The following is a 16,253-nucleotide window of genomic DNA, read 5'->3' as shown; positions in this document are numbered from 1 at the left end:
GGCAGGGGCGCATGTCAGGGCGGTTCGACGGGTGTGGCGAGTGTTGCAGATGGTCCGGATGGTGCCCGAGCGACTAACCTGACCTGTATGGCAGGTAAGACGAGCGCCCGCGGTACGAGTTCGACAGCATCAACGTCGCGGACCCGTGCGCGCTCGTCGGCCTCCACCTCGGGTGGTTCCAGAGGGTCCGGGCGCAGCAGCGGTCAGACAGCGGCGCGCAAGTCCGCCTCCACCCGCCGGGCACCGGCGCAGCGCAAGCCTGCCGCTTCGCGGGGCGGCGCGGGCGGTCGTCGTCCCGCCGCCAAGAAGAACTCGCGCGGAGGTGGCGCCCTCGCGTCGATCGGAAAGGGCATTGGTTCCGGCTGGTCGATGGTCGCCAAGGGCGTGGGCGCCACGACCCGCACGGTCGGCAAGGCTGCCGAGATCGAGCACGGGCATCGACGGGACGGCATCGCGCTCGGCCTCATCGCCGTCAGTGTCGTGATCGCCGGCGGAATGTGGTTCTCGGCGGGCGGACCGGTGGGGGAGTGGATCGAGACTGCGGTCCGCGCCGTCGTCGGCGCGGTCGCGGCAGTACTGCCCCTCCTCGGCATCGGCATCGCGGTCGTCCTGATGCGCACCGAGCCCAAGCCGGACATCCGCCCCCGCATCGTCCTCGGCTCACTCCTGGTGGGTCTGCCCGCGGTCGGACTGTGGCACATCGCCGCCGGGGCGCCCACGACGTCGAGCGGCTGGCCGTCGGCGGCCGGCGTGGTCGGCTACGTCGTGGCAGGCCCGCTCACCAGCGGGGTCACTGCCTGGCTGTCCGCACCCCTGTTGCTGATGGCGATGTTCTTCGGCGTCCTGTTGCTCACCGGGACAACCGTGCGTGAGGTGCCCGAACGCTTCCGCTCGTACTTCGGCACGTCCTACGACGACGACGAGTACGACCACGCCCACGATCCGGACTTCGACGACGAGCACGACGACTACGGCGCGGCCGACTACGACCCGGCAGGTTTCGACGCCGACGGCTACCCGGTCGACACCGGCCGACCGGCCCGCCGCACGCCGCGGCGGCGCCGGAGCGCTCCCGAACTGAACTACCCGACCGACGAGGTTCATCCCGAGGCGGCCACCGAGGTCCTCGGCCTCTGGGATCCGGGTGATCCCGTACCCACGGCGCCGGAACCGGAGCCCGAACCCGAGCCGGAACCGGTGCCGGCCCCGGCGCGGGCGAAGCCGCGCGCCAAGGCGGCCCCCGCGCCGAAGCCGGAGCCAGAGCCCGCGGCGAAGATGGAAACACTGATCCCCGACCGCGTCGTCGAGGGCGACTACGCGCTGCCTCCGCTGTCGCTCCTGGTCGAGGGGGACCCGCCCAAGCTGGGCAGCAAGGCCAACGACGCGATGATCGAGGCCATCACCGAGGTCCTGCAGCAGTTCAAGATCGACGCTGCGGTCACCGGGTACACCCGGGGTCCGACGGTCACCCGCTACGAGGTGGAGCTGGGGCCGGGCGTGAAGGTGGAGAAGATCACCGCGCTCGCCCGCAACATCGCGTACGCGGTCGCCACCGACAACGTGCGGCTGCTCGCGCCGATCCCGGGCAAGTCCGCGGTCGGTATCGAGGTGCCCAACTCGGACCGCGAGATGGTGCGACTGTCCGATGTCCTCGTGGCGCCGTCGACCCGCAAGGACCACCATCCGCTCGTGATCGGCCTCGGCAAGGACATCGAGGGCGACTTCGTCAGCGCGAACCTCGCGAAGATGCCGCACCTGCTCGTCGCCGGCTCCACCGGTTCCGGTAAGTCGAGCTTCGTCAACTCGATGCTGGTCTCGCTGCTCACTCGCGCGACGCCGGACGAGGTCCGAATGATCCTCATCGACCCCAAGATGGTCGAGCTCACCCCCTACGAGGGCATTCCGCACCTGATCACTCCCATCATCACGCAGCCGAAGAAGGCCGCGGCGGCACTCGCGTGGCTCGTCGAGGAGATGGAGCAGCGCTACCAGGACATGCAGGCCAGCCGCGTGCGGCACATCGACGACTTCAACGCCAAGGTCAAGTCCGGGGAGATCACCACGCCGCTCGGCAGCGAGCGGGTGTACCGGCCCTACCCGTACATCCTCGCGATCGTCGACGAGCTCGCCGATCTGATGATGACCGCGCCGCGCGACGTCGAAGAGGCGATCGTCCGCATCACCCAGAAGGCCCGCGCCGCCGGCATCCATCTGGTGCTCGCGACGCAGCGGCCCTCGGTCGACGTCGTCACCGGCCTGATCAAGACCAACGTGCCGTCGCGTCTCGCCTTCGCGACGTCGTCGCTGACCGACTCGCGAGTCATCCTCGACCAGCCGGGCGCCGAGAAGCTGATCGGCATGGGAGACGGGTTGTTCCTGCCGATGGGCGCAGGCAAGCCGATCCGCATGCAGGGCGCGTTCATCACCGACGAGGAAATCGCCGCGGTCGTGGACTTCACCAAGAACCAGGCCGAGCCCGAATACACCGAGGGCGTCACGACGGCGAAGGCCGGGGAGAAGAAGGACGTCGACCCCGACATCGGCGACGACATGGACGTGCTGCTGCAGGCGGTCGAACTGGTGGTGTCGAGCCAGTTCGGGTCCACATCGATGCTCCAGCGCAAGCTCCGCGTGGGCTTCGCGAAGGCCGGCCGGCTCATGGACCTCATGGAGACCCGCGGCGTCGTGGGGCCGAGCGAGGGATCGAAGGCGCGCGAGGTGCTGATCAAGCCGGACGAACTGGAGAGCCTGCTGTGGTCGATCCGGGGCGGCGATCCCGAGGCGGCACCCGCGAGCGACGACTGACCGTTCTGTCGGGATTCCGCGGCGACGGCGCGCCTGTGGTTGAATGGAAAGCACTGTGGAGGGGAGTATCCCCAATCCTGCGGCAGATACGTCAACACGATCGGCACCGTTGCCGGTCCGGGTCTGTCGGCTGATCGGAAGCGGCACTGCCGCCCGATCGGTGGGAGAGACCTCCGGTGGTGAAACGTACCTACCGGAGGGCAATTAGCTGATGCATGTCTCCCCACTCGTCTGGATCGTCACGTGCGTGGTGATCCTCGGGCTTTTCGTCTTCGACTTCTTCGCGCACGTGCGCACGCCGCACGCACCGACGTTCCGGGAGTCGGCCTTCTGGTCGGCGGTGTACATCGGACTGGCGGTCGTGTTCGGGCTGTTCGTCATGGCCAACTGGGGCACGACGTTCGGCGGTGAGTACTTCGCCGGCTACGTGACGGAGAAGGCGCTGTCGGTCGACAACCTGTTCGTCTTCGTGATCATCATGTCCACGTTCGCGGTGCCTCGCGAATACCAGCAGAAGGTGCTGCTGATCGGCATCGTGATGGCACTGGTGATGCGCGGCGCGTTCATCGCCGTCGGCGCCGCCGCGATCAACACCTACAGCTGGGTCTTCTACCTGTTCGGTGCGTTCCTCATCTACACCGCAGCGAAGCTGATCAAGGACGCCGACCACGGAGCCGAGGCCGAACAGGACCGCGAGAACAAGCTCGTCCGCCTCGTCAAGCGCGTTCTGCCGACGACCGAGGAGTACGACGGCGACAAGCTGATCACGAAGATCGACGGCAAGCGCGTGGTCACGCCGCTGCTGCTCGCCCTCGTCGTCATCGGCTTCACCGACGTCCTGTTCGCGCTGGACTCGATCCCCGCGATCTACGGCCTCACCCAGGAGCCGTACCTCGTGTTCACGGCCAACGCTTTCGCGCTCATGGGGCTGCGGCAGCTGTTCTTCCTCATCGGCGGCCTGCTCGAGCGTCTGGTGTACCTGTCCTACGGTCTGTCGATCATCCTGGCGTTCATCGGTGTGAAGCTTGTCCTGCACGCGCTGCACGAGAACACGCTGCCGTTCATCAACGGAGGTGAGCACGTCTCGGTGCCGGAGATCTCCACCGTGATGTCGCTGAGCGTGATCATGGGCGTGCTCGTCGTGACGACCGTCGCGAGCCTGATCAAGACGCGCAACGACAAGTCCGACAACACGCCGGTCTCCAGCTAGTCGGGAACTGCGACGCCGGCCGGGTGCATCGTCCGGCCGGCGTCGCAGGTCACTTCACGAAGACACCGAAGACCGGGATCCACTCCCGGACGAGGCGTGCTGCCACCAGGCCGCGCTTGGCGAACGGATCCTGGTCGAACAGCGCGATCACGTCGTCTGCGGTCGCGGCCTCGACCATCATGAGGGCGCCGCTGCCGTCGGCGAACGGTCCCGACGACTGGACGATGTGCCGGCGAACGAGATCGGCCAGCCACGCGCGGTGGTCGGTGCGATGATCGTCGCGCTCCGCGGACTTCTCCGGCGCGTACGTGTACTGGACGGCGAACAGGGGCATGTTTTCCTCGATCCCGAAGTCCGGAAGGCTCAGAGCGTGAGCAGCATGCGGGTATTGCCCAGCGTATTCGGCTTGACATAGCTCAGGTCCAGGAACTCCGCCACACCGGTGTCGTAGGACCGGCACATCTCGGCGTACACCTCCGCGGTGACCGGCGTGCCCTCGATCTCCGCGAAGCCGTGCTTGGCGAAGAAATCGACCTCGAAGGTCAGGACGAACAGTCGCTCGAGTTCGAGGTCGCGCGCCACCTCGATCAGCTTGGCCACCACCAGGTGGCCCGCGCCCCGGCCCTTGACCGACGGGTCCACCGCGACCGTGCGAACCTCGCCCAGGTCGGACCACAGCACGTGCATGGCGCCGCAGCCGACGACGGTGCCGGCGTCCTCGACCACCCAGAACTCCTGGACCGCCTCGTACAGGGTCACGAGGTTCTTCTCGAGCAGGATCTTTCCGGCGTAGATGTCGATGAGTCGCTTGATTTCCGGCACGTCCGAGGTGCGCGCGCGTCGCACCTTCATCCCTTCAGCCTCGTTCGTTCCAGCTGTCGGAGTTCCAGAAGTCATGTGGTGCACAGTAGTCATCCCCCGAACCGATATTGTGAGCAGTGTGCCGCCCCGATCCGTCGCCCCTCATCACGTCCCGTTCGTCTCGGGCGTGCCTGGGCGAACCGTCGGATCGGAGCGGACATGAGCAGTCCGCGCCGTGAGACGGCAGCAGCGCCCGACGCGCAGCCCGGGATCGGCATCGCCCCGCACACCCCGGTGCCTCTGCTGAATATCGCGAACATCCTCACGATTCTGCGCATCGTGCTGGTGCCGGTCTTTCTCGTGGCGCTGTTCGTCGACGGTGGTCATTCCACCGGGTGGCGGATCGCCGCTACGTCGATCTTCGCGATCGCGGCTCTGACCGACCGGGTGGACGGTCAGTTGGCCCGCAAGCACGGACTCGTCACCGATTTCGGGAAGATGGCGGATCCGATCGCCGACAAAGCACTGATCGGGGCCGCCCTCGTCGGGTTGTCGCTGCTCGGTGACCTGTCGTGGTGGGTGACCGGCATCATCGCCGCGCGTGAGCTGGGCATCACGCTGATGCGCTTCGCAGTGCTCCGGCACGGAGTGATCCCGGCCGGACGCGGCGGCAAACTCAAGACGCTCGTGCAGTCCGTGGCGATCGGCTTCTATCTGGCCCCGCTGCCGGACGGGTTCGCACCGGTGAGTGCCACGTTGATGGGATTCGCCGTCGTGCTGACGGTCGCCACGGGGCTCGACTACGTGATCCAGGCGGTGCGCTTGCGCGCCGGGGTGCGGCGCACCGGCGCATGACGGATCCACTGACGGCAGCGGTGCCCGCCCGCGAACTGGTCGACGCGCTGGTCGGTCGGGGGCAGACGCTCGCCACCGCGGAATCACTTACTGCGGGACTACTCGCCGCGACCGTGGCGGGGGTGCCCGGTGCGAGCGCCGTGCTGCGGGGTGGGTTCGTCGTCTACGCCACCGATCTCAAGGGCAGCCTCGCGGGCGTCGACCCGGCCGTGCTCGCGTCGGACGGCCCCGTCGCACCGACGACGGCCGCGCAGCTCGCGGATGGGGCGCGGGAACGCTGCCGTGCCGATTGGGGCATCGGGCTGACCGGGGTGGCCGGACCCGACCCGCAGGACGGTCACGCCCCGGGGACCGTGTTCCTCGGGTTGAGCGGACCGGACGGTACCGAGGTCACGGCCCTACAGCTGACCGGGGAGCGATGGGATATACGGTTCGGCTGTGTCCGAGCGGCGGTGTCCGGTTTGCTCGATCGACTGGCGCGATAGGGTTTCGGGAACCAATCGCTCACGTTCGTGCGTTTGTATTCACGAGTGGGGTGTCGGAAGAAGGAGGAGCGAGATGGCGCTGCTATTGCGTGAGGCAATCGGTGACAGTCTTCGGCGCACACGCGTGTCGCAGAGCCGGACGCTGCGTGAGGTGTCGAACAGCGCCCGCGTCAGTCTCGGCTACCTCTCCGAAATCGAGCGGGGTCGCAAGGAAGCGTCGAGTGAACTGCTCGCCGCCATCTGCGACGCGCTCGAGGTCCCGCTGTCCGAGGTGCTGGTCGACGTCAGCGAGTCGCTGGCGGTCAAGCCTCCGGAAACCGCCGAGGCGGTCACCGGGGCGGCGCAGCAGGTCACGCAGCAGGTCGGCGGGCGCATCGCGCAGGACACCAGGGTCGTGATCCCGGCGCCCACGGCGCGTGCACTGGCGGCTGCCTGAGCCGTGCATCCGATACGCACGAACCGATAGATTCACAGGTAGACGGTCGGATGCCGCGAGCCAGGCGGCTCGCGGCGGCCGACCGGAGGGGCAGAACTCGAGTTCGATGTGCGACGGTCGCGCATCGGGTCGCGCATGGCGCGGCGCACCAGATGGAGGCAGGATCAACCCATGGCTAATCCTTTCGTCAAGGGATGGAAGTACCTGATGGCGCTCTTCAATTCCAAGATTGATGAGAAGGCCGACCCCAAGGTTCAGATTCAGCAGGCGATCGAGGACGCGCAGCGCCAGCACCAGGCCCTGTCCCAGCAGGCGGCGTCGGTCATCGGCAATCAGCGCCAGCTGGAGATGAAGCTGAGCCGTCAGCTCGACGAGGTCGAGAAGCTCAATGCGAATGCGCGCCAGGCCGTGACGCTCGCCGACCAGGCCGCCACTGCCGGGGACAACGAGAAGGCCATCCAGTACACCAACGCCGCCGAGGCGTTCGCGGCGCAGCTCGTCACCGCAGAGCAGTCCGTCGAGGATCTGAAGGTGCTGCACGACCAGGCACTGCAGGCGGCCGCTCAGGCGAAGAAGGCCGTCGAGCAGAACGCCATGACACTGCAGTCGAAGGTGGCCGAGCGCACCAAGCTGCTCAGCCAGCTCGAGCAGGCCAAGATGCAGGAACGTGTGTCGGACTCGCTGCGGTCGATGGACCAGACCCTGGCCGCCCCGGGCAACACCCCGAGCCTCGACGCCGTCCGCGAGAAGATCGAGCAGCGGTACGCCAACGCGCTCGGCGCTGCGGAGCTGGCCCAGAACTCCGTGCAGGGCCGCATGATGGAGGTCCAGCAGGCGAGCATCCAGATGGCCGGCCACAGCCGTCTCGAGCAGATCCGCGCCTCCATGAAGGGCGACGCCCTTCCCTCGGGTGGTGCCACCGCCACCCCGGCGCAGCCCGCGGCCGCCCCCGAGCCGCCGGCGGCCTCCGCCAACGGCGAAACCTCCGCGCAGTAGGAACGCTTCGCGGCGAACACGAAGACGGGTTCGATGAGCAACGCACGAGACGGCCGGTCCGGGAGACGATCCCGGCCGGCCGGCTCTGTATTCGGAGACGCGTCGACGCTGGCAGACAGCGCGACGTCGGCAGTGACGAGCGCGCAGAACGTGCTGCGTGAGGTGGGCGGCAGTGTCGCCGACAAGGTCCGCCGGTGGTCGGATCCCCGTGAACGGATGCTGCGCAAGCGGCGTCGGGCCCGCAAGCGGGCCACCCGGTTCGGTATCGCGTCGGGTGCCGGTGTCGTGGGCAGGGCGTCGCTCGCGGTCGCGTCGGCGCCCGACTGGTCCGTCGTGGCCACCGGCGGTGCCGCCGCGCTGTTCGCAGTACCCGCCGTCGTCGCCGTCGGCACCTACCGCCGGCTGACCGCGACGCCACTGCCGGCGCCCACGGTGACGCGCCAACCCCTGCCGCCGGCCGGGTCGGCGGCGCGGGCACCCATGGAGCGACTGGCGGCCGCGGAGAGCAGCCTGAACCAGATCCTCGGGGTCCTGGGCCGGTCCTCGGTCGTGGACGTCGACGAACTCGATCACACGGGCGAGACCGCGAGAGCGGCTTCCGCAGCGTTGCGGTCCGTCGCGTCGGACGTCGTCGCCATGGAGAACGCCGGTCGGGGGACCGCGGCGGCCGCCCCCCATCTCGAGCACGCCGTCCGCAACGCCGAGCAGCAACTCGCCGACGGCGTCGTGCAGTACGAGGGGCTGGTCGCCGCCGCCGCGCGGATGACGGCGCCCGCACAGTCGTCGTCGTACACGATGCTCGATCGCCAGCGCGAGGAGCTGCTGTCGGCGTCGGATCGTCTGGAGGGTTGGGCGGACGCGCTGGGCGAGGTCGACGAGATCGACCGGCGCTTCCGCCGCTGACGCCGGAACAGGTCAGTCGTCGACGCCGCGTGCGGCGAGCGCATCGCCCATCGCTTCTGCGGTCATCAGCGCGGACACGACGGCGGGCACGGCCAGCGCACGTAACGAGAAGCCGAGGCCGCGGGCCTTGCGGGCGTCGGAGACCTGCTGCACGATGCCGGTGAGCAGTGGAATGCAGCGCAGCGTCATCGCGAGGACCAGCCCGGCCCGCTCCGGGTTCACCCCGATCCGGCGCAGCGGGTGCAGTGCCCGGCTCACGGTGTCGAGCATGTCGGTGACCCGCGTGGTGAGCGTGACGAGCGCGGCCAGGGAGACGGCGAGCACGATCGTGCCGCACACCACGGTCGCACGGGCCCAGCCGGTGAAGATCACCTGGAACGCTCCGATGAAGACCAGAGCCCACAGCAGCGGCCGCAACTGAGCGAGCGCCACCCGCGCACGGATGCGCGCGACGGCGTAGAGCGCTGCGACGACGACGATTGCGGGCACCAGGTGCCACGGCTCTCGCACGAGAATCGTGACGGAGGTGATCGCCAGCACCATCGCGACCAACTTGACGCCGGGCGACAGGCGGTGGAGGAGCGACGTGCCGGGGGTGTACAGGCCGAGCGTGGTCATCCGATCAACCCGCGATAGTGGGCGATCGCCTCTCCGGGTGCGCCGTCCGCGGCGACCCGGCCGCCGTCGATCACGATCACCCGGTCGAAGTCGTCGAGCAGATCGAGGTGATGGGTGACCACGACGAGCTGCTGCGGGAGGGCGGCCAACGTCGAGCGCATGAGCCGCGCGTTGCGGAGATCCAGCAGCGTCGTCGGCTCGTCCGCGACCAGGACGTCGGGGTCGGTCACCATCACCGCAGCCAGGGCCAGCAGCTGTTTCTGGCCGCCGGAGAGCAGGTGCGTCGGGTGGTCGGCATGCCCGTCGAGGCCGAAGTCGGCGAGTACCTGGGTGACCCGGTCGGCGCGCTCGGCCTTGCTCAGCGCGCTGCGGCGCAGCGAGAACGCGATGTCTTCCGACACGGTCGGCATGACGATCTGGTGGTCGGGATCGGTGAACACGAACCCGACCTTCTTGCGCACCTGCCGGCCCTTGCGGGCGGCGTCGAGCCCGTCCACGGACACCGTTCCCGACGTGGGGGTCACGAGCCCGTTGATCATCCTCGCCAGCGTCGACTTGCCGCTGCCGTTCGCGCCGACGACGCCGATCCGGCGCTCGGTGAGGGTGAGGTCGATCCCCGCGAGCACCGTGCGCTCACCGTAGGAGTGGTGGACAGCCTCGAACCGGATCTCGCTCATCGCGCAGGTACGGCCCTATACGGCGTCGACGCGAACCGGGGCCGTGGGCAGGCTCCGGGCGGCGAGGGCCGGGTACGCGCGATGGACCTGGGCGGCGACGACCGCGGCGACGACCGCCTTGATCACGTCGCCGGGCAGGTACGTCAGGTTCGCGGCGAAGGCCGCCGACACCGTCAGATCCGTCTTCAGAAGCATGCCGGGGATACCGAACGCGTACAGGACCACGATGCCGCCGAGGAGGTTGATGGCGACGCCGCCGAAGACGTTGTACCGGGGGAGCATCCGATAGCTCAGCCAGCCGATCACAGCGGCCGCGGGAAGCCACCCGATCAGGAAGCCCGCGGTGGGGCTCGACAGCGACACGAGCGACGTGCGACCACCGGCGAGGACCGGCAGGGCGAGGCCGAGGACGATCACGGTGAGGACCGCGAGGGTGCCCTTGCGGGGGCCGAGCAGTGCGCCGGCGAGCATGACCCCGAGGGTCTGCAGGGTGATCGGAACCGCGGACCCGCCGACGTTGATCGTCCCGGGCAGGCCCAGCGCGATGATGAGTGCCGCGAAGACGGCGATCTGCGCGAGATCGCGCGCGGTGTTCCGGGGAGTGCCCGTGGTGGAGGTCGACGACACGGCTACCTACTGCTCCTCGTGGTTCGCGGGACGGGATCGGGGTCAACCTGGCGAGCTTATGTCAAGCGACGGGTGCGGGCGCATTCCCTCCCGCTCGGCGCTCTCAGGGTCTTCCCCCATCTTTCCCCGATCTTGGCGCTGAGCTGCTGCTTTCCGGTATGCGCCGTGACAGCATCATGGTGCGGCGGTCGTAGGATCGTCGGAGAGGAACCACAGGAGGCACATCGTGTTCTGGAAGATCGTCGGCGCCGTGGCAGTGGTCTGGATCGCCTTCGCGTTGATCGGAGCCCTGGTCAAGGGGCTGTTCGGGATCCTCGTGGTGAGCGCGATCGTCTTCGGGCTCTACATGTTGTTCAAGGCGATGTCGGGATCGTCCGAGCGGTCCGACAACTCGCGGTTCTAGCTGTCGCCGCCGAGGTGTCGCTCGACCAGATCGGCGAAGGCGCGGCCCGGCGGCGTGACGAGCGTCGGCTTGCTGATCATGTGCACGGTGCGAATAGGGGCGTCGGCGATACGCAGCAGGTGCAGGCCGGGCCGGGTGACGGCATCGGACTCCGGGAGGAAGCCCACGCCTGTGCCGGCTTCGGTGAGCGCGGCGACCAGGCTCGCCGACCCGGCCTGCGCGACGACCTTGCGGGGAAGCCCGGCCATGGCGAACGCGTCGTCGCTCTGCCGCCTGGCCCCGGTGCCCTCCGGGAAGTCGACGGTCGGCACACTCGCCAGGTCGAGGAGGGTGACGGTGGTGCGCGTCGCCCACGGGTGATCGCGTGCGACGACCGCGACGAGTTGCTCGGTGCCGAGCACGCGCGCGGTGAGCCCGGCACGCGGTCGGGTGTGCCACAGGCCGATGAATCCGAGGTCGAGTTCGCCCGCCTCGACCTGCGCCACTATCGACTCGCTCATAGCCGAGACGACGTGCACGTCCACTCCGGGATGTGTATCGAGGAACGAACGCAGGTGTGCGGCCAGGTCGATCTGTGTGAGCGTCGTGATGGTGCCGATCCGCAACGTGCCGGTGACCGCCTCCGCGGTCGAGGCGACGTCGCCGCGCAGTCGTTCGGTAGCGGCGAGTACCTCGCGAGCGCGCAGCACGAACGCCTCGCCGGCGTCGGTCAGTTCCACGCGGCGACTCGTCCGCGTGAACAACGCAGTGCCGAGTTCGTGTTCGAGTTGCTGCACCTGGTGACTGAGCGCGGACTGGGCGACGTGGAGCCGGTTCGCGGCGCGGGTGAAGTGTCGCTCCTCGGCCACGGCGATCGCGTAGCGCAACTGTCGTAGTTCCATAGCTCTCCTTCGATTGATCGCAACCAGAGATCGGGTCGATCTGATTCAGATGTTAGACAGATGATTATCGGGGGTAAAGAATTGCTCGGTGAGCGTCATCGAAAGCCGAATCCCCCGCCCCACACTGTCTCCCGGACTGCTGCTCGTCATGGCCGTCGCGTGCGGACTGTGCGTGGGCGGCAACTACTTCAACCAGCCGCTGCTCGACTCGATCGCCGGTGCGCTCGGCGTGGAGCAGTCCACGGCGGCCGTCACCGTCACGCTGTCGCAGGTGTTCTACGGTCTCGGGCTGCTCTTCCTCGTCCCGCTGGGTGACCTGGTCGACCGTCGGCGGCTGAGCGTCGGTCTGATGGTTCTCGCCGCGCTCGGGCAGGGGGTGTGCGGGTTCGCGCCCTCGATCGGCTGGCTCATGATCGGGACCGCGACGGCCGGGTTGTTCTCGGTGGCGGCGCAGGTTCTGGTCCCGTTCGCGGCGGCACTGGCCGAACCCGGACGGGCCGCCACGGCGGTCGGCACGGTCATGAGCGGTCTCATGGTCGGAATCCTGCTGGCCCGCAGCGTGGCCGGACTGCTCACCCCGCTGGGCGGCTGGCAGACGGTGTACCGCGTGAGCGCGGTAGCGATGCTGCTGATCGCCGCACTGTTGTGGCGTGCACTGCCGACGTCGCGCGACGACCACGGACTGGGGTACGGCGCGATCCTCGCGTCGATGGGCACACTGCTGCGGCAACATCCGCGGCTGCGTACCGCGACCGCGATGAGTGCCCTGAGCTTCGCCGCCGCGAGCACGGTGTTCGCCGCGATGGCCTTCGTGCTCGCCGCGCCGCCGTTCGGGCTCGACGACGTCGCGATCGGTTTCGTCGGCCTCGCCGGTGTGGCGGGCGCGGTGATGGCGAACGTCGCCGGACGCCTGGCCGACCGCGGCTTCGCCCGCGCCACGGCCGGCGTCGGGGCAGCGGTGCTGATCGCGTCGTGGGCGTTGTTCGGTCTCGGGGCGAGCAGCCTGATCGCGTTCGTACTCGCGGTGCTGATCTCCGATGTGGCGCTCAAGTGCGTGCACGTGAGCAATCAGGGCGTCATCTACGCCCTTGCGCCGCAAGCGCGTTCCCGCGTCACGGCGGTGTACATGACCGGCTACTTCGTCGGCGGCGCGGCCGGATCGGCGCTCGGTTCGCTGCTGTGGGCCACTCACGGCTGGGTGGGAGTGTGCTGGGCGGGCGTCGGCCTGTCGGTCGCGGTCCTCGTCGTGTGGTGGCTGGATCTGCGGATTTCGGCGCGCACGAGCACCCCGGTCGGGGCATGCTGACCTCATGGAGCCGATTCCCGAGGACTGGCAGCGTGGGCTGGTGATCGTCGCCCACCCCGACGACATCGAATACGGCGCTGCCGCGGCGGTGGCCCGCTGGACCGACCAGGGCAAGGACATCCGGTACGTCCTGGTGACCAGTGGCGAGGCGGGGATCGCGGGCCTGAACCCCCGGCAGTGCGGCCCGCTGCGCGAGGACGAGGAGCGAGCCTCGGCCGCCGTGGTGGGCGTGACCGAGGTCGAATTCCTCGGTTATCCCGACGGCACCGTCGAGTACGGGCCGCAGCTGCGGATGGACCTCGCACGGGTCATCCGGCAGCATCGGCCCGAGATGGTCGTCACGGCGAACTTCCGAGAGACGTGGGGCCCGGGCGTCCTCAACAGCGCCGACCACCGCGCCGTCGGGCTCGCGGTGCTCGACGCCGTCGCCGACGCCGCCAACGAGTGGATCTTCCCGGAACTCGTCGAGCCGCCCTGGACGGGCGCGCGCTGGGCAGCCGTCAATGCGATGGTCGGGATCACCCATGCGGTGGACGTCACCGCCACCGTCGAACGGGCGGTTCGGTCGCTGTGCGAGCACAACGCGTACCTCACGGCCCTCAGCGCCGAACCGGTCCTGGAGCAGGCGGCCCGCCAGATCGAGATGGCCACCGCGCCCCGACCGGGCTTCGATGCCGAACGCGCCGTCGGGTTCGAGTTGTACGTCTTCGGCGGTTGACGCTCAGCCGAGCGGCGCACCGACGATGACGCGTCCGGCCCCCGGGACGGCCTCGACGTCGATCGGCAACTGCCCGACGAACTCGCCGTCGGCGTACGAGGTGACCGGGATGCCGGTCTCGAGTCGCAGCTTCCGGGTGCGGTACGTCTCGACCTCGTCGAGTTCGACGTGGGTGCCCTTGTAGACGGTCGGGAACAGCCGCACCAGCTTGAACCGGCCGCCCGACTTCACGACCGTGACGTCGAGCAACCCGTCGTCGAGCTTCGCGTGCGGCGTGATGAGCATGCCGCCGCCGTACGACGTCCCGTTGCCGACGGACACCATGGTCGCGTCGAGTTCGATCGTGCGGTCGTCGAGGACGATCCGGTAGGGGATCGGCTTCAGTTGCGCGAGTTCCACGATCATCGCGAGGTTGTACCGCATCGGGCCTTTGGGCCATCGCATCTGATTCGCGCGGTCGGTGACGAGCGCGTCGAACCCGCTCGACAACACGGTGCCGAACCAGCGTTCACCGGCGCGGGCGAGATCGACGGTGGCGACCTCGCCCGCCGCGACGATGTCTGCGGCCTTCACCGGATCGTCGACCGGGATGTGGAAGAGGCGCGCATGGTCGTTGCCGGTGCCTCCGGGAACGATTCCGAGCGGCGTTCCGGTCTGCGCCAGGGCCTGCCACGCGATGCTGACGACACCGTCGCCGCCGGCGGCGACGAGAGCGTCGGTGCCCTCGGCGACGGCCTTGCGTGCCAGATCGAGCGCCTCCTCCGCGGAGCTGCCCTCGATCTCGGTGACGGCGACGCCCCGCTCGCGCAGTCGGGTGACGGCAGCGGCGGACGCCCACGAGGCATGGCCGCTGCCCGCGGCGGGGTTGGTCAGGACGGTGACCGATCGCGTCATGGGATCAGCTTGCCAGGGTTGAGGATTCCGGCGGGATCGATTGCGTCCTTGACTGCCCGCAGGACCCGGCCGCCGAGATCGCCCACCTCGCTGCCCATCCACGGACGGTGGTCGACGCCGACTGCGTGGTGGTGGGTGATGGTGCCGCCGGCGGCGACGATCGCGTCGCCCGCCGCGCGCTTGGCGGCGGCCCACTGAGCCAGTGGATCCGCGGCCTGGGCGCAGACCACCGTGAAGTACAGCGATGCGCCGGTGGGGTAGGTGTGCGAGATGTGGCACATCACGATCCCCGGGGTGCCCTGCGCGGCAAGTGATTCCGTCAGCGCCGTGGTGACGGCCGAGCGGAGGTTGGTCAGATTGGACCAGCGCGTGGCGGTTTCGAGGGTTTCGGCGATCGCGCCGGCGTTCAGCAGTGCGTCCCGCAGGTACGGGGCGTTGAAGCGGCCGTGCTCCCAGGCCTGCGCCGGAGCCTCCCCGAGGGCGGTGCCGCCGGCGGCGGCCAGCAGTGCCGTGGCCTCGGTGTAGCGGGCGTCGACGTGCGCATCGGTGCCCTCGAAGGTCGTGATCGCCAGACAGCCCGACGTCGGACTGTCGCCGCCGACGTCGCCGGACAGGGCCAGATTGATCCCGGTCTCGGCCTCGTCGGACAGCCGCATCACGGTCGGCGCGGAACCCGACTGGGCGACGGCCCGCAGTGCGGCGGCACCGGTCTCGAAGTCGGGGAACGACCACGCCTGGTAGGCGGTGCGTTCCGGGACCGGGTGCACGCGCAGACCCACCTCGGTGATGATGCCGAGCGTGCCCTCCGAGCCGACGAAGAGTTCACGCAGGTCGGGGCCGGCCGCGGAGGCGGGACCGCGGCCCAGGTCGAGGGTGCCCGACGGCGTCGCGACGCGCAGCCACTCGACCATGTCGTCGAAGCGTCCGTAGCCGGCGGACGCCTGGCCGGACGACCGGGTCGCGGCGAACCCGCCGATGGTCGCGAACTGGAAGCTCTGGGGGAAGTGGCCGAGAGAGAAGCCGTGCTCGCCGAGCAGTTGTTCGGCCTGCGGACCTGTCACCCCCGCCTGGAGGGTCGCGACGCCGGAGACCGCATCGAGGTCCACGAGCGCGTCGAGGCGGCGCAGGTCGAGTGCCACGACGGACCCGAAGCGGCCGCGGACCGGGTCGACGCCGCCGACGACGCTGGTGCCGCCACCGAAGGGCACCACAGCGATGCCCTCGGCCGCGCAGAACCGCAGCAGGGCGAGAACCTCGTCGTGCGTGCCGGGCAGCAGCACTGCGTCGGGGGCGTCCTGCTCGCCGGTCGACTTGCGGCGCAACAGGTCCGGCGTGCTCTTGCCGCCGGCGTGGCGCAGGCGGGTGGGGCCGTCGGTGCGGACGTTGTCGACACCGAGGAGGTCCTCGAGGGCGTGGACGAGCGGGGCGCCGAGCGCGCTCTCGCGCACGATCGCGTCGGATTCCTCCGGTGGCGGGGACTGCTCGGCGGACACTCCGAGCGCCTGCTGGAGCAGTGCGGTGACCTGCGGCGAGAGGTGGCGCCGGAACTCTGTGACACCCCAGGCGTCCCACTCCATGGCGGGGGCGGGGGTGGTGGGGGACTCGGGGACGAAGGCGTCGGACATGCGTTACAGTGTT

18 protein-coding genes are annotated in these 16,253 nt (G+C 69.3%); 10 read left to right on the top strand and 8 right to left on the bottom strand.

Annotated elements, in window-relative coordinates; genetic code table 11:
* Nucleotides 1–87 precede the first annotated feature (87 nt).
* Both A6I89_RS17390 and A6I89_RS17385 read left to right on the top strand, forming a co-directional pair.
* Nucleotides 88–2,805 (top strand): FtsK/SpoIIIE family DNA translocase, encoded by a 2,718-nt coding sequence (locus tag A6I89_RS17390; RefSeq protein WP_172504521.1) that lies wholly within the window; start codon nt 88–90, stop codon nt 2,803–2,805.
* A 211-nt stretch (nt 2,806–3,016) separates the two neighbouring features.
* Nucleotides 3,017–4,015, top strand: a complete 999-nt coding sequence (locus tag A6I89_RS17385) for a TerC family protein (protein WP_005513745.1) — start codon at nt 3,017–3,019, stop codon at nt 4,013–4,015.
* 49 nt (nt 4,016–4,064) lie between these two features.
* Here A6I89_RS17385 and A6I89_RS17380 read toward each other — a convergent pair whose 3' ends face one another.
* Together A6I89_RS17380 and A6I89_RS17375 are read right to left on the bottom strand one after the other, a co-directional pair.
* Nucleotides 4,065–4,349, bottom strand: coding sequence for a YciI family protein (locus tag A6I89_RS17380; RefSeq protein ID WP_005513744.1), 285 nt, complete (start codon nt 4,347–4,349; stop codon nt 4,065–4,067).
* A 29-nt stretch (nt 4,350–4,378) separates the two neighbouring features.
* On the bottom strand, nt 4,379–4,867 hold the full coding sequence (locus A6I89_RS17375; protein ID WP_005513743.1) for an amino-acid N-acetyltransferase: 489 nt from the start codon (nt 4,865–4,867) through the stop codon (nt 4,379–4,381).
* Nucleotides 4,868–5,035: 168 nt separating this feature from the next.
* Here A6I89_RS17375 and pgsA point away from each other — a divergent pair, with 168 nt between their 5' ends.
* The 5 genes from pgsA (at nt 5,036) to pspM (ending at nt 8,491) form a co-directional block, all read left to right on the top strand.
* Nucleotides 5,036–5,671, top strand: a complete 636-nt coding sequence (pgsA, locus tag A6I89_RS17370; RefSeq protein WP_013415771.1) for a CDP-diacylglycerol--glycerol-3-phosphate 3-phosphatidyltransferase — start codon at nt 5,036–5,038, stop codon at nt 5,669–5,671.
* On the top strand, nt 5,668–6,156 hold the full coding sequence (locus A6I89_RS17365; protein ID WP_005513741.1) for a CinA family protein: 489 nt from the start codon (nt 5,668–5,670) through the stop codon (nt 6,154–6,156). Before pgsA ends, A6I89_RS17365 begins: the two co-directional genes overlap by 4 nt.
* Before the next feature lie 73 nt (nt 6,157–6,229).
* Nucleotides 6,230–6,592 (top strand): helix-turn-helix domain-containing protein, encoded by a 363-nt coding sequence (locus A6I89_RS17360; RefSeq protein ID WP_005513740.1) that lies wholly within the window; start codon nt 6,230–6,232, stop codon nt 6,590–6,592.
* 171 nt (nt 6,593–6,763) lie between these two features.
* The gene (gene pspA, locus A6I89_RS17355) at nt 6,764–7,588 is read left to right on the top strand and encodes a phage shock protein PspA (protein ID WP_005513739.1); all 825 of its coding nucleotides are present in this window, start codon (nt 6,764–6,766) and stop codon (nt 7,586–7,588) included.
* Between the two features lie 132 nt (nt 7,589–7,720).
* Nucleotides 7,721–8,491, top strand: coding sequence for a phage shock envelope stress response protein PspM (gene pspM, locus A6I89_RS17350; RefSeq protein WP_084978816.1), 771 nt, complete (start codon nt 7,721–7,723; stop codon nt 8,489–8,491).
* Between the two features lie 12 nt (nt 8,492–8,503).
* Here the strand turns inward: pspM and A6I89_RS17345 are convergent, their stop codons facing one another.
* Genes A6I89_RS17345 through A6I89_RS17335 form a run of 3 tightly spaced genes read right to left on the bottom strand, consistent with a single transcriptional unit; the run spans nt 8,504 to nt 10,413 of the window.
* On the bottom strand, nt 8,504–9,109 hold the full coding sequence (locus A6I89_RS17345; RefSeq protein ID WP_013415774.1) for an energy-coupling factor transporter transmembrane component T family protein: 606 nt from the start codon (nt 9,107–9,109) through the stop codon (nt 8,504–8,506).
* The gene (locus A6I89_RS17340; RefSeq protein ID WP_005513736.1) at nt 9,106–9,786 is read right to left on the bottom strand and encodes an energy-coupling factor ABC transporter ATP-binding protein; all 681 of its coding nucleotides are present in this window, start codon (nt 9,784–9,786) and stop codon (nt 9,106–9,108) included. Before A6I89_RS17340 ends, A6I89_RS17345 begins: the two co-directional genes overlap by 4 nt.
* Before the next feature lie 15 nt (nt 9,787–9,801).
* The gene (locus A6I89_RS17335; protein WP_005513735.1) at nt 9,802–10,413 is read right to left on the bottom strand and encodes a biotin transporter BioY; all 612 of its coding nucleotides are present in this window, start codon (nt 10,411–10,413) and stop codon (nt 9,802–9,804) included.
* Between the two features lie 226 nt (nt 10,414–10,639).
* On the opposite strand from A6I89_RS17335, the gene A6I89_RS24700 reads away from it, so the two are divergent.
* Nucleotides 10,640–10,816, top strand: coding sequence for a hypothetical protein (locus A6I89_RS24700; RefSeq protein WP_005513734.1), 177 nt, complete (start codon nt 10,640–10,642; stop codon nt 10,814–10,816).
* Here the strand turns inward: A6I89_RS24700 and A6I89_RS17330 are convergent.
* On the bottom strand, nt 10,813–11,697 hold the full coding sequence (locus A6I89_RS17330) for a LysR family transcriptional regulator (RefSeq protein WP_005513733.1): 885 nt from the start codon (nt 11,695–11,697) through the stop codon (nt 10,813–10,815). The genes A6I89_RS24700 and A6I89_RS17330 overlap by 4 nt on opposite strands.
* 88 nt (nt 11,698–11,785) lie before the next feature.
* Between A6I89_RS17330 and A6I89_RS17325 the strand changes: the two genes are divergently transcribed.
* Together A6I89_RS17325 and A6I89_RS17320 are read left to right on the top strand one after the other, a co-directional pair.
* A complete protein-coding gene (locus A6I89_RS17325) occupies nt 11,786–13,003 on the top strand; it encodes an MFS transporter (RefSeq protein ID WP_022595503.1) in 1,218 nt (405 codons plus the stop codon).
* Nucleotides 13,004–13,007: 4 nt separating this feature from the next.
* Nucleotides 13,008–13,721, top strand: coding sequence for a PIG-L deacetylase family protein (locus A6I89_RS17320; RefSeq protein WP_005513731.1), 714 nt, complete (start codon nt 13,008–13,010; stop codon nt 13,719–13,721).
* Nucleotides 13,722–13,724: 3 nt separating this feature from the next.
* Here the strand turns inward: A6I89_RS17320 and A6I89_RS17315 are convergent, their stop codons facing one another.
* Both A6I89_RS17315 and A6I89_RS17310 read right to left on the bottom strand, forming a co-directional pair.
* Nucleotides 13,725–14,615: a diacylglycerol kinase gene (locus A6I89_RS17315; protein WP_005513730.1), complete on the bottom strand. Its 891-nt coding sequence runs from the start codon at nt 14,613–14,615 to the stop codon at nt 13,725–13,727.
* Entirely contained in the window at nt 14,612–16,240 is a 1,629-nt protein-coding gene (locus tag A6I89_RS17310; RefSeq protein ID WP_044990889.1) for an FAD-binding oxidoreductase, read from the bottom strand. The genes A6I89_RS17315 and A6I89_RS17310 overlap by 4 nt, the downstream gene beginning before the upstream one ends.
* Between the last annotated feature and the right edge of the window lie 13 nt (nt 16,241–16,253).

The sequence above is a fragment of the Prescottella equi genome (assembly GCF_002094305.1).
Taxonomy (GTDB): Bacteria; Actinomycetota; Actinomycetes; order Mycobacteriales; family Mycobacteriaceae; genus Prescottella; species Prescottella equi.
Note: the sequence above shows the minus strand (reverse complement) of the source record. Positions and strands in the feature narration are given on the sequence as shown.

What these genes read in the sequence shown, in the direction of transcription:
- A6I89_RS17390 (WP_172504521.1), top strand. Translation starts at nt 88, where the DNA reads ATGGCAGGTAAGACGAGCGCCCGCGGTACGAGTTCGACAGCATCAACG.
- A6I89_RS17385 (WP_005513745.1), top strand. Translation starts at nt 3,017, where the DNA reads ATGCATGTCTCCCCACTCGTCTGGATCGTCACGTGCGTGGTGATCCTC.
- A6I89_RS17380 (WP_005513744.1), bottom strand. Translation starts at nt 4,349, where the DNA reads ATGCCCCTGTTCGCCGTCCAGTACACGTACGCGCCGGAGAAGTCCGCG.
- A6I89_RS17375 (WP_005513743.1), bottom strand. Translation starts at nt 4,867, where the DNA reads ATGAAGGTGCGACGCGCGCGCACCTCGGACGTGCCGGAAATCAAGCGA.
- pgsA (WP_013415771.1), top strand. Translation starts at nt 5,036, where the DNA reads ATGAGCAGTCCGCGCCGTGAGACGGCAGCAGCGCCCGACGCGCAGCCC.
- A6I89_RS17365 (WP_005513741.1), top strand. Translation starts at nt 5,668, where the DNA reads ATGACGGATCCACTGACGGCAGCGGTGCCCGCCCGCGAACTGGTCGAC.
- A6I89_RS17360 (WP_005513740.1), top strand. Translation starts at nt 6,230, where the DNA reads ATGGCGCTGCTATTGCGTGAGGCAATCGGTGACAGTCTTCGGCGCACA.
- pspA (WP_005513739.1), top strand. Translation starts at nt 6,764, where the DNA reads ATGGCTAATCCTTTCGTCAAGGGATGGAAGTACCTGATGGCGCTCTTC.
- A6I89_RS17345 (WP_013415774.1), bottom strand. Translation starts at nt 9,109, where the DNA reads ATGACCACGCTCGGCCTGTACACCCCCGGCACGTCGCTCCTCCACCGC.
- A6I89_RS17340 (WP_005513736.1), bottom strand. Translation starts at nt 9,786, where the DNA reads ATGAGCGAGATCCGGTTCGAGGCTGTCCACCACTCCTACGGTGAGCGC.
- A6I89_RS17330 (WP_005513733.1), bottom strand. Translation starts at nt 11,697, where the DNA reads ATGGAACTACGACAGTTGCGCTACGCGATCGCCGTGGCCGAGGAGCGA.
- A6I89_RS17320 (WP_005513731.1), top strand. Translation starts at nt 13,008, where the DNA reads ATGGAGCCGATTCCCGAGGACTGGCAGCGTGGGCTGGTGATCGTCGCC.
- A6I89_RS17315 (WP_005513730.1), bottom strand. Translation starts at nt 14,615, where the DNA reads ATGACGCGATCGGTCACCGTCCTGACCAACCCCGCCGCGGGCAGCGGC.
- A6I89_RS17310 (WP_044990889.1), bottom strand. Translation starts at nt 16,240, where the DNA reads ATGTCCGACGCCTTCGTCCCCGAGTCCCCCACCACCCCCGCCCCCGCC.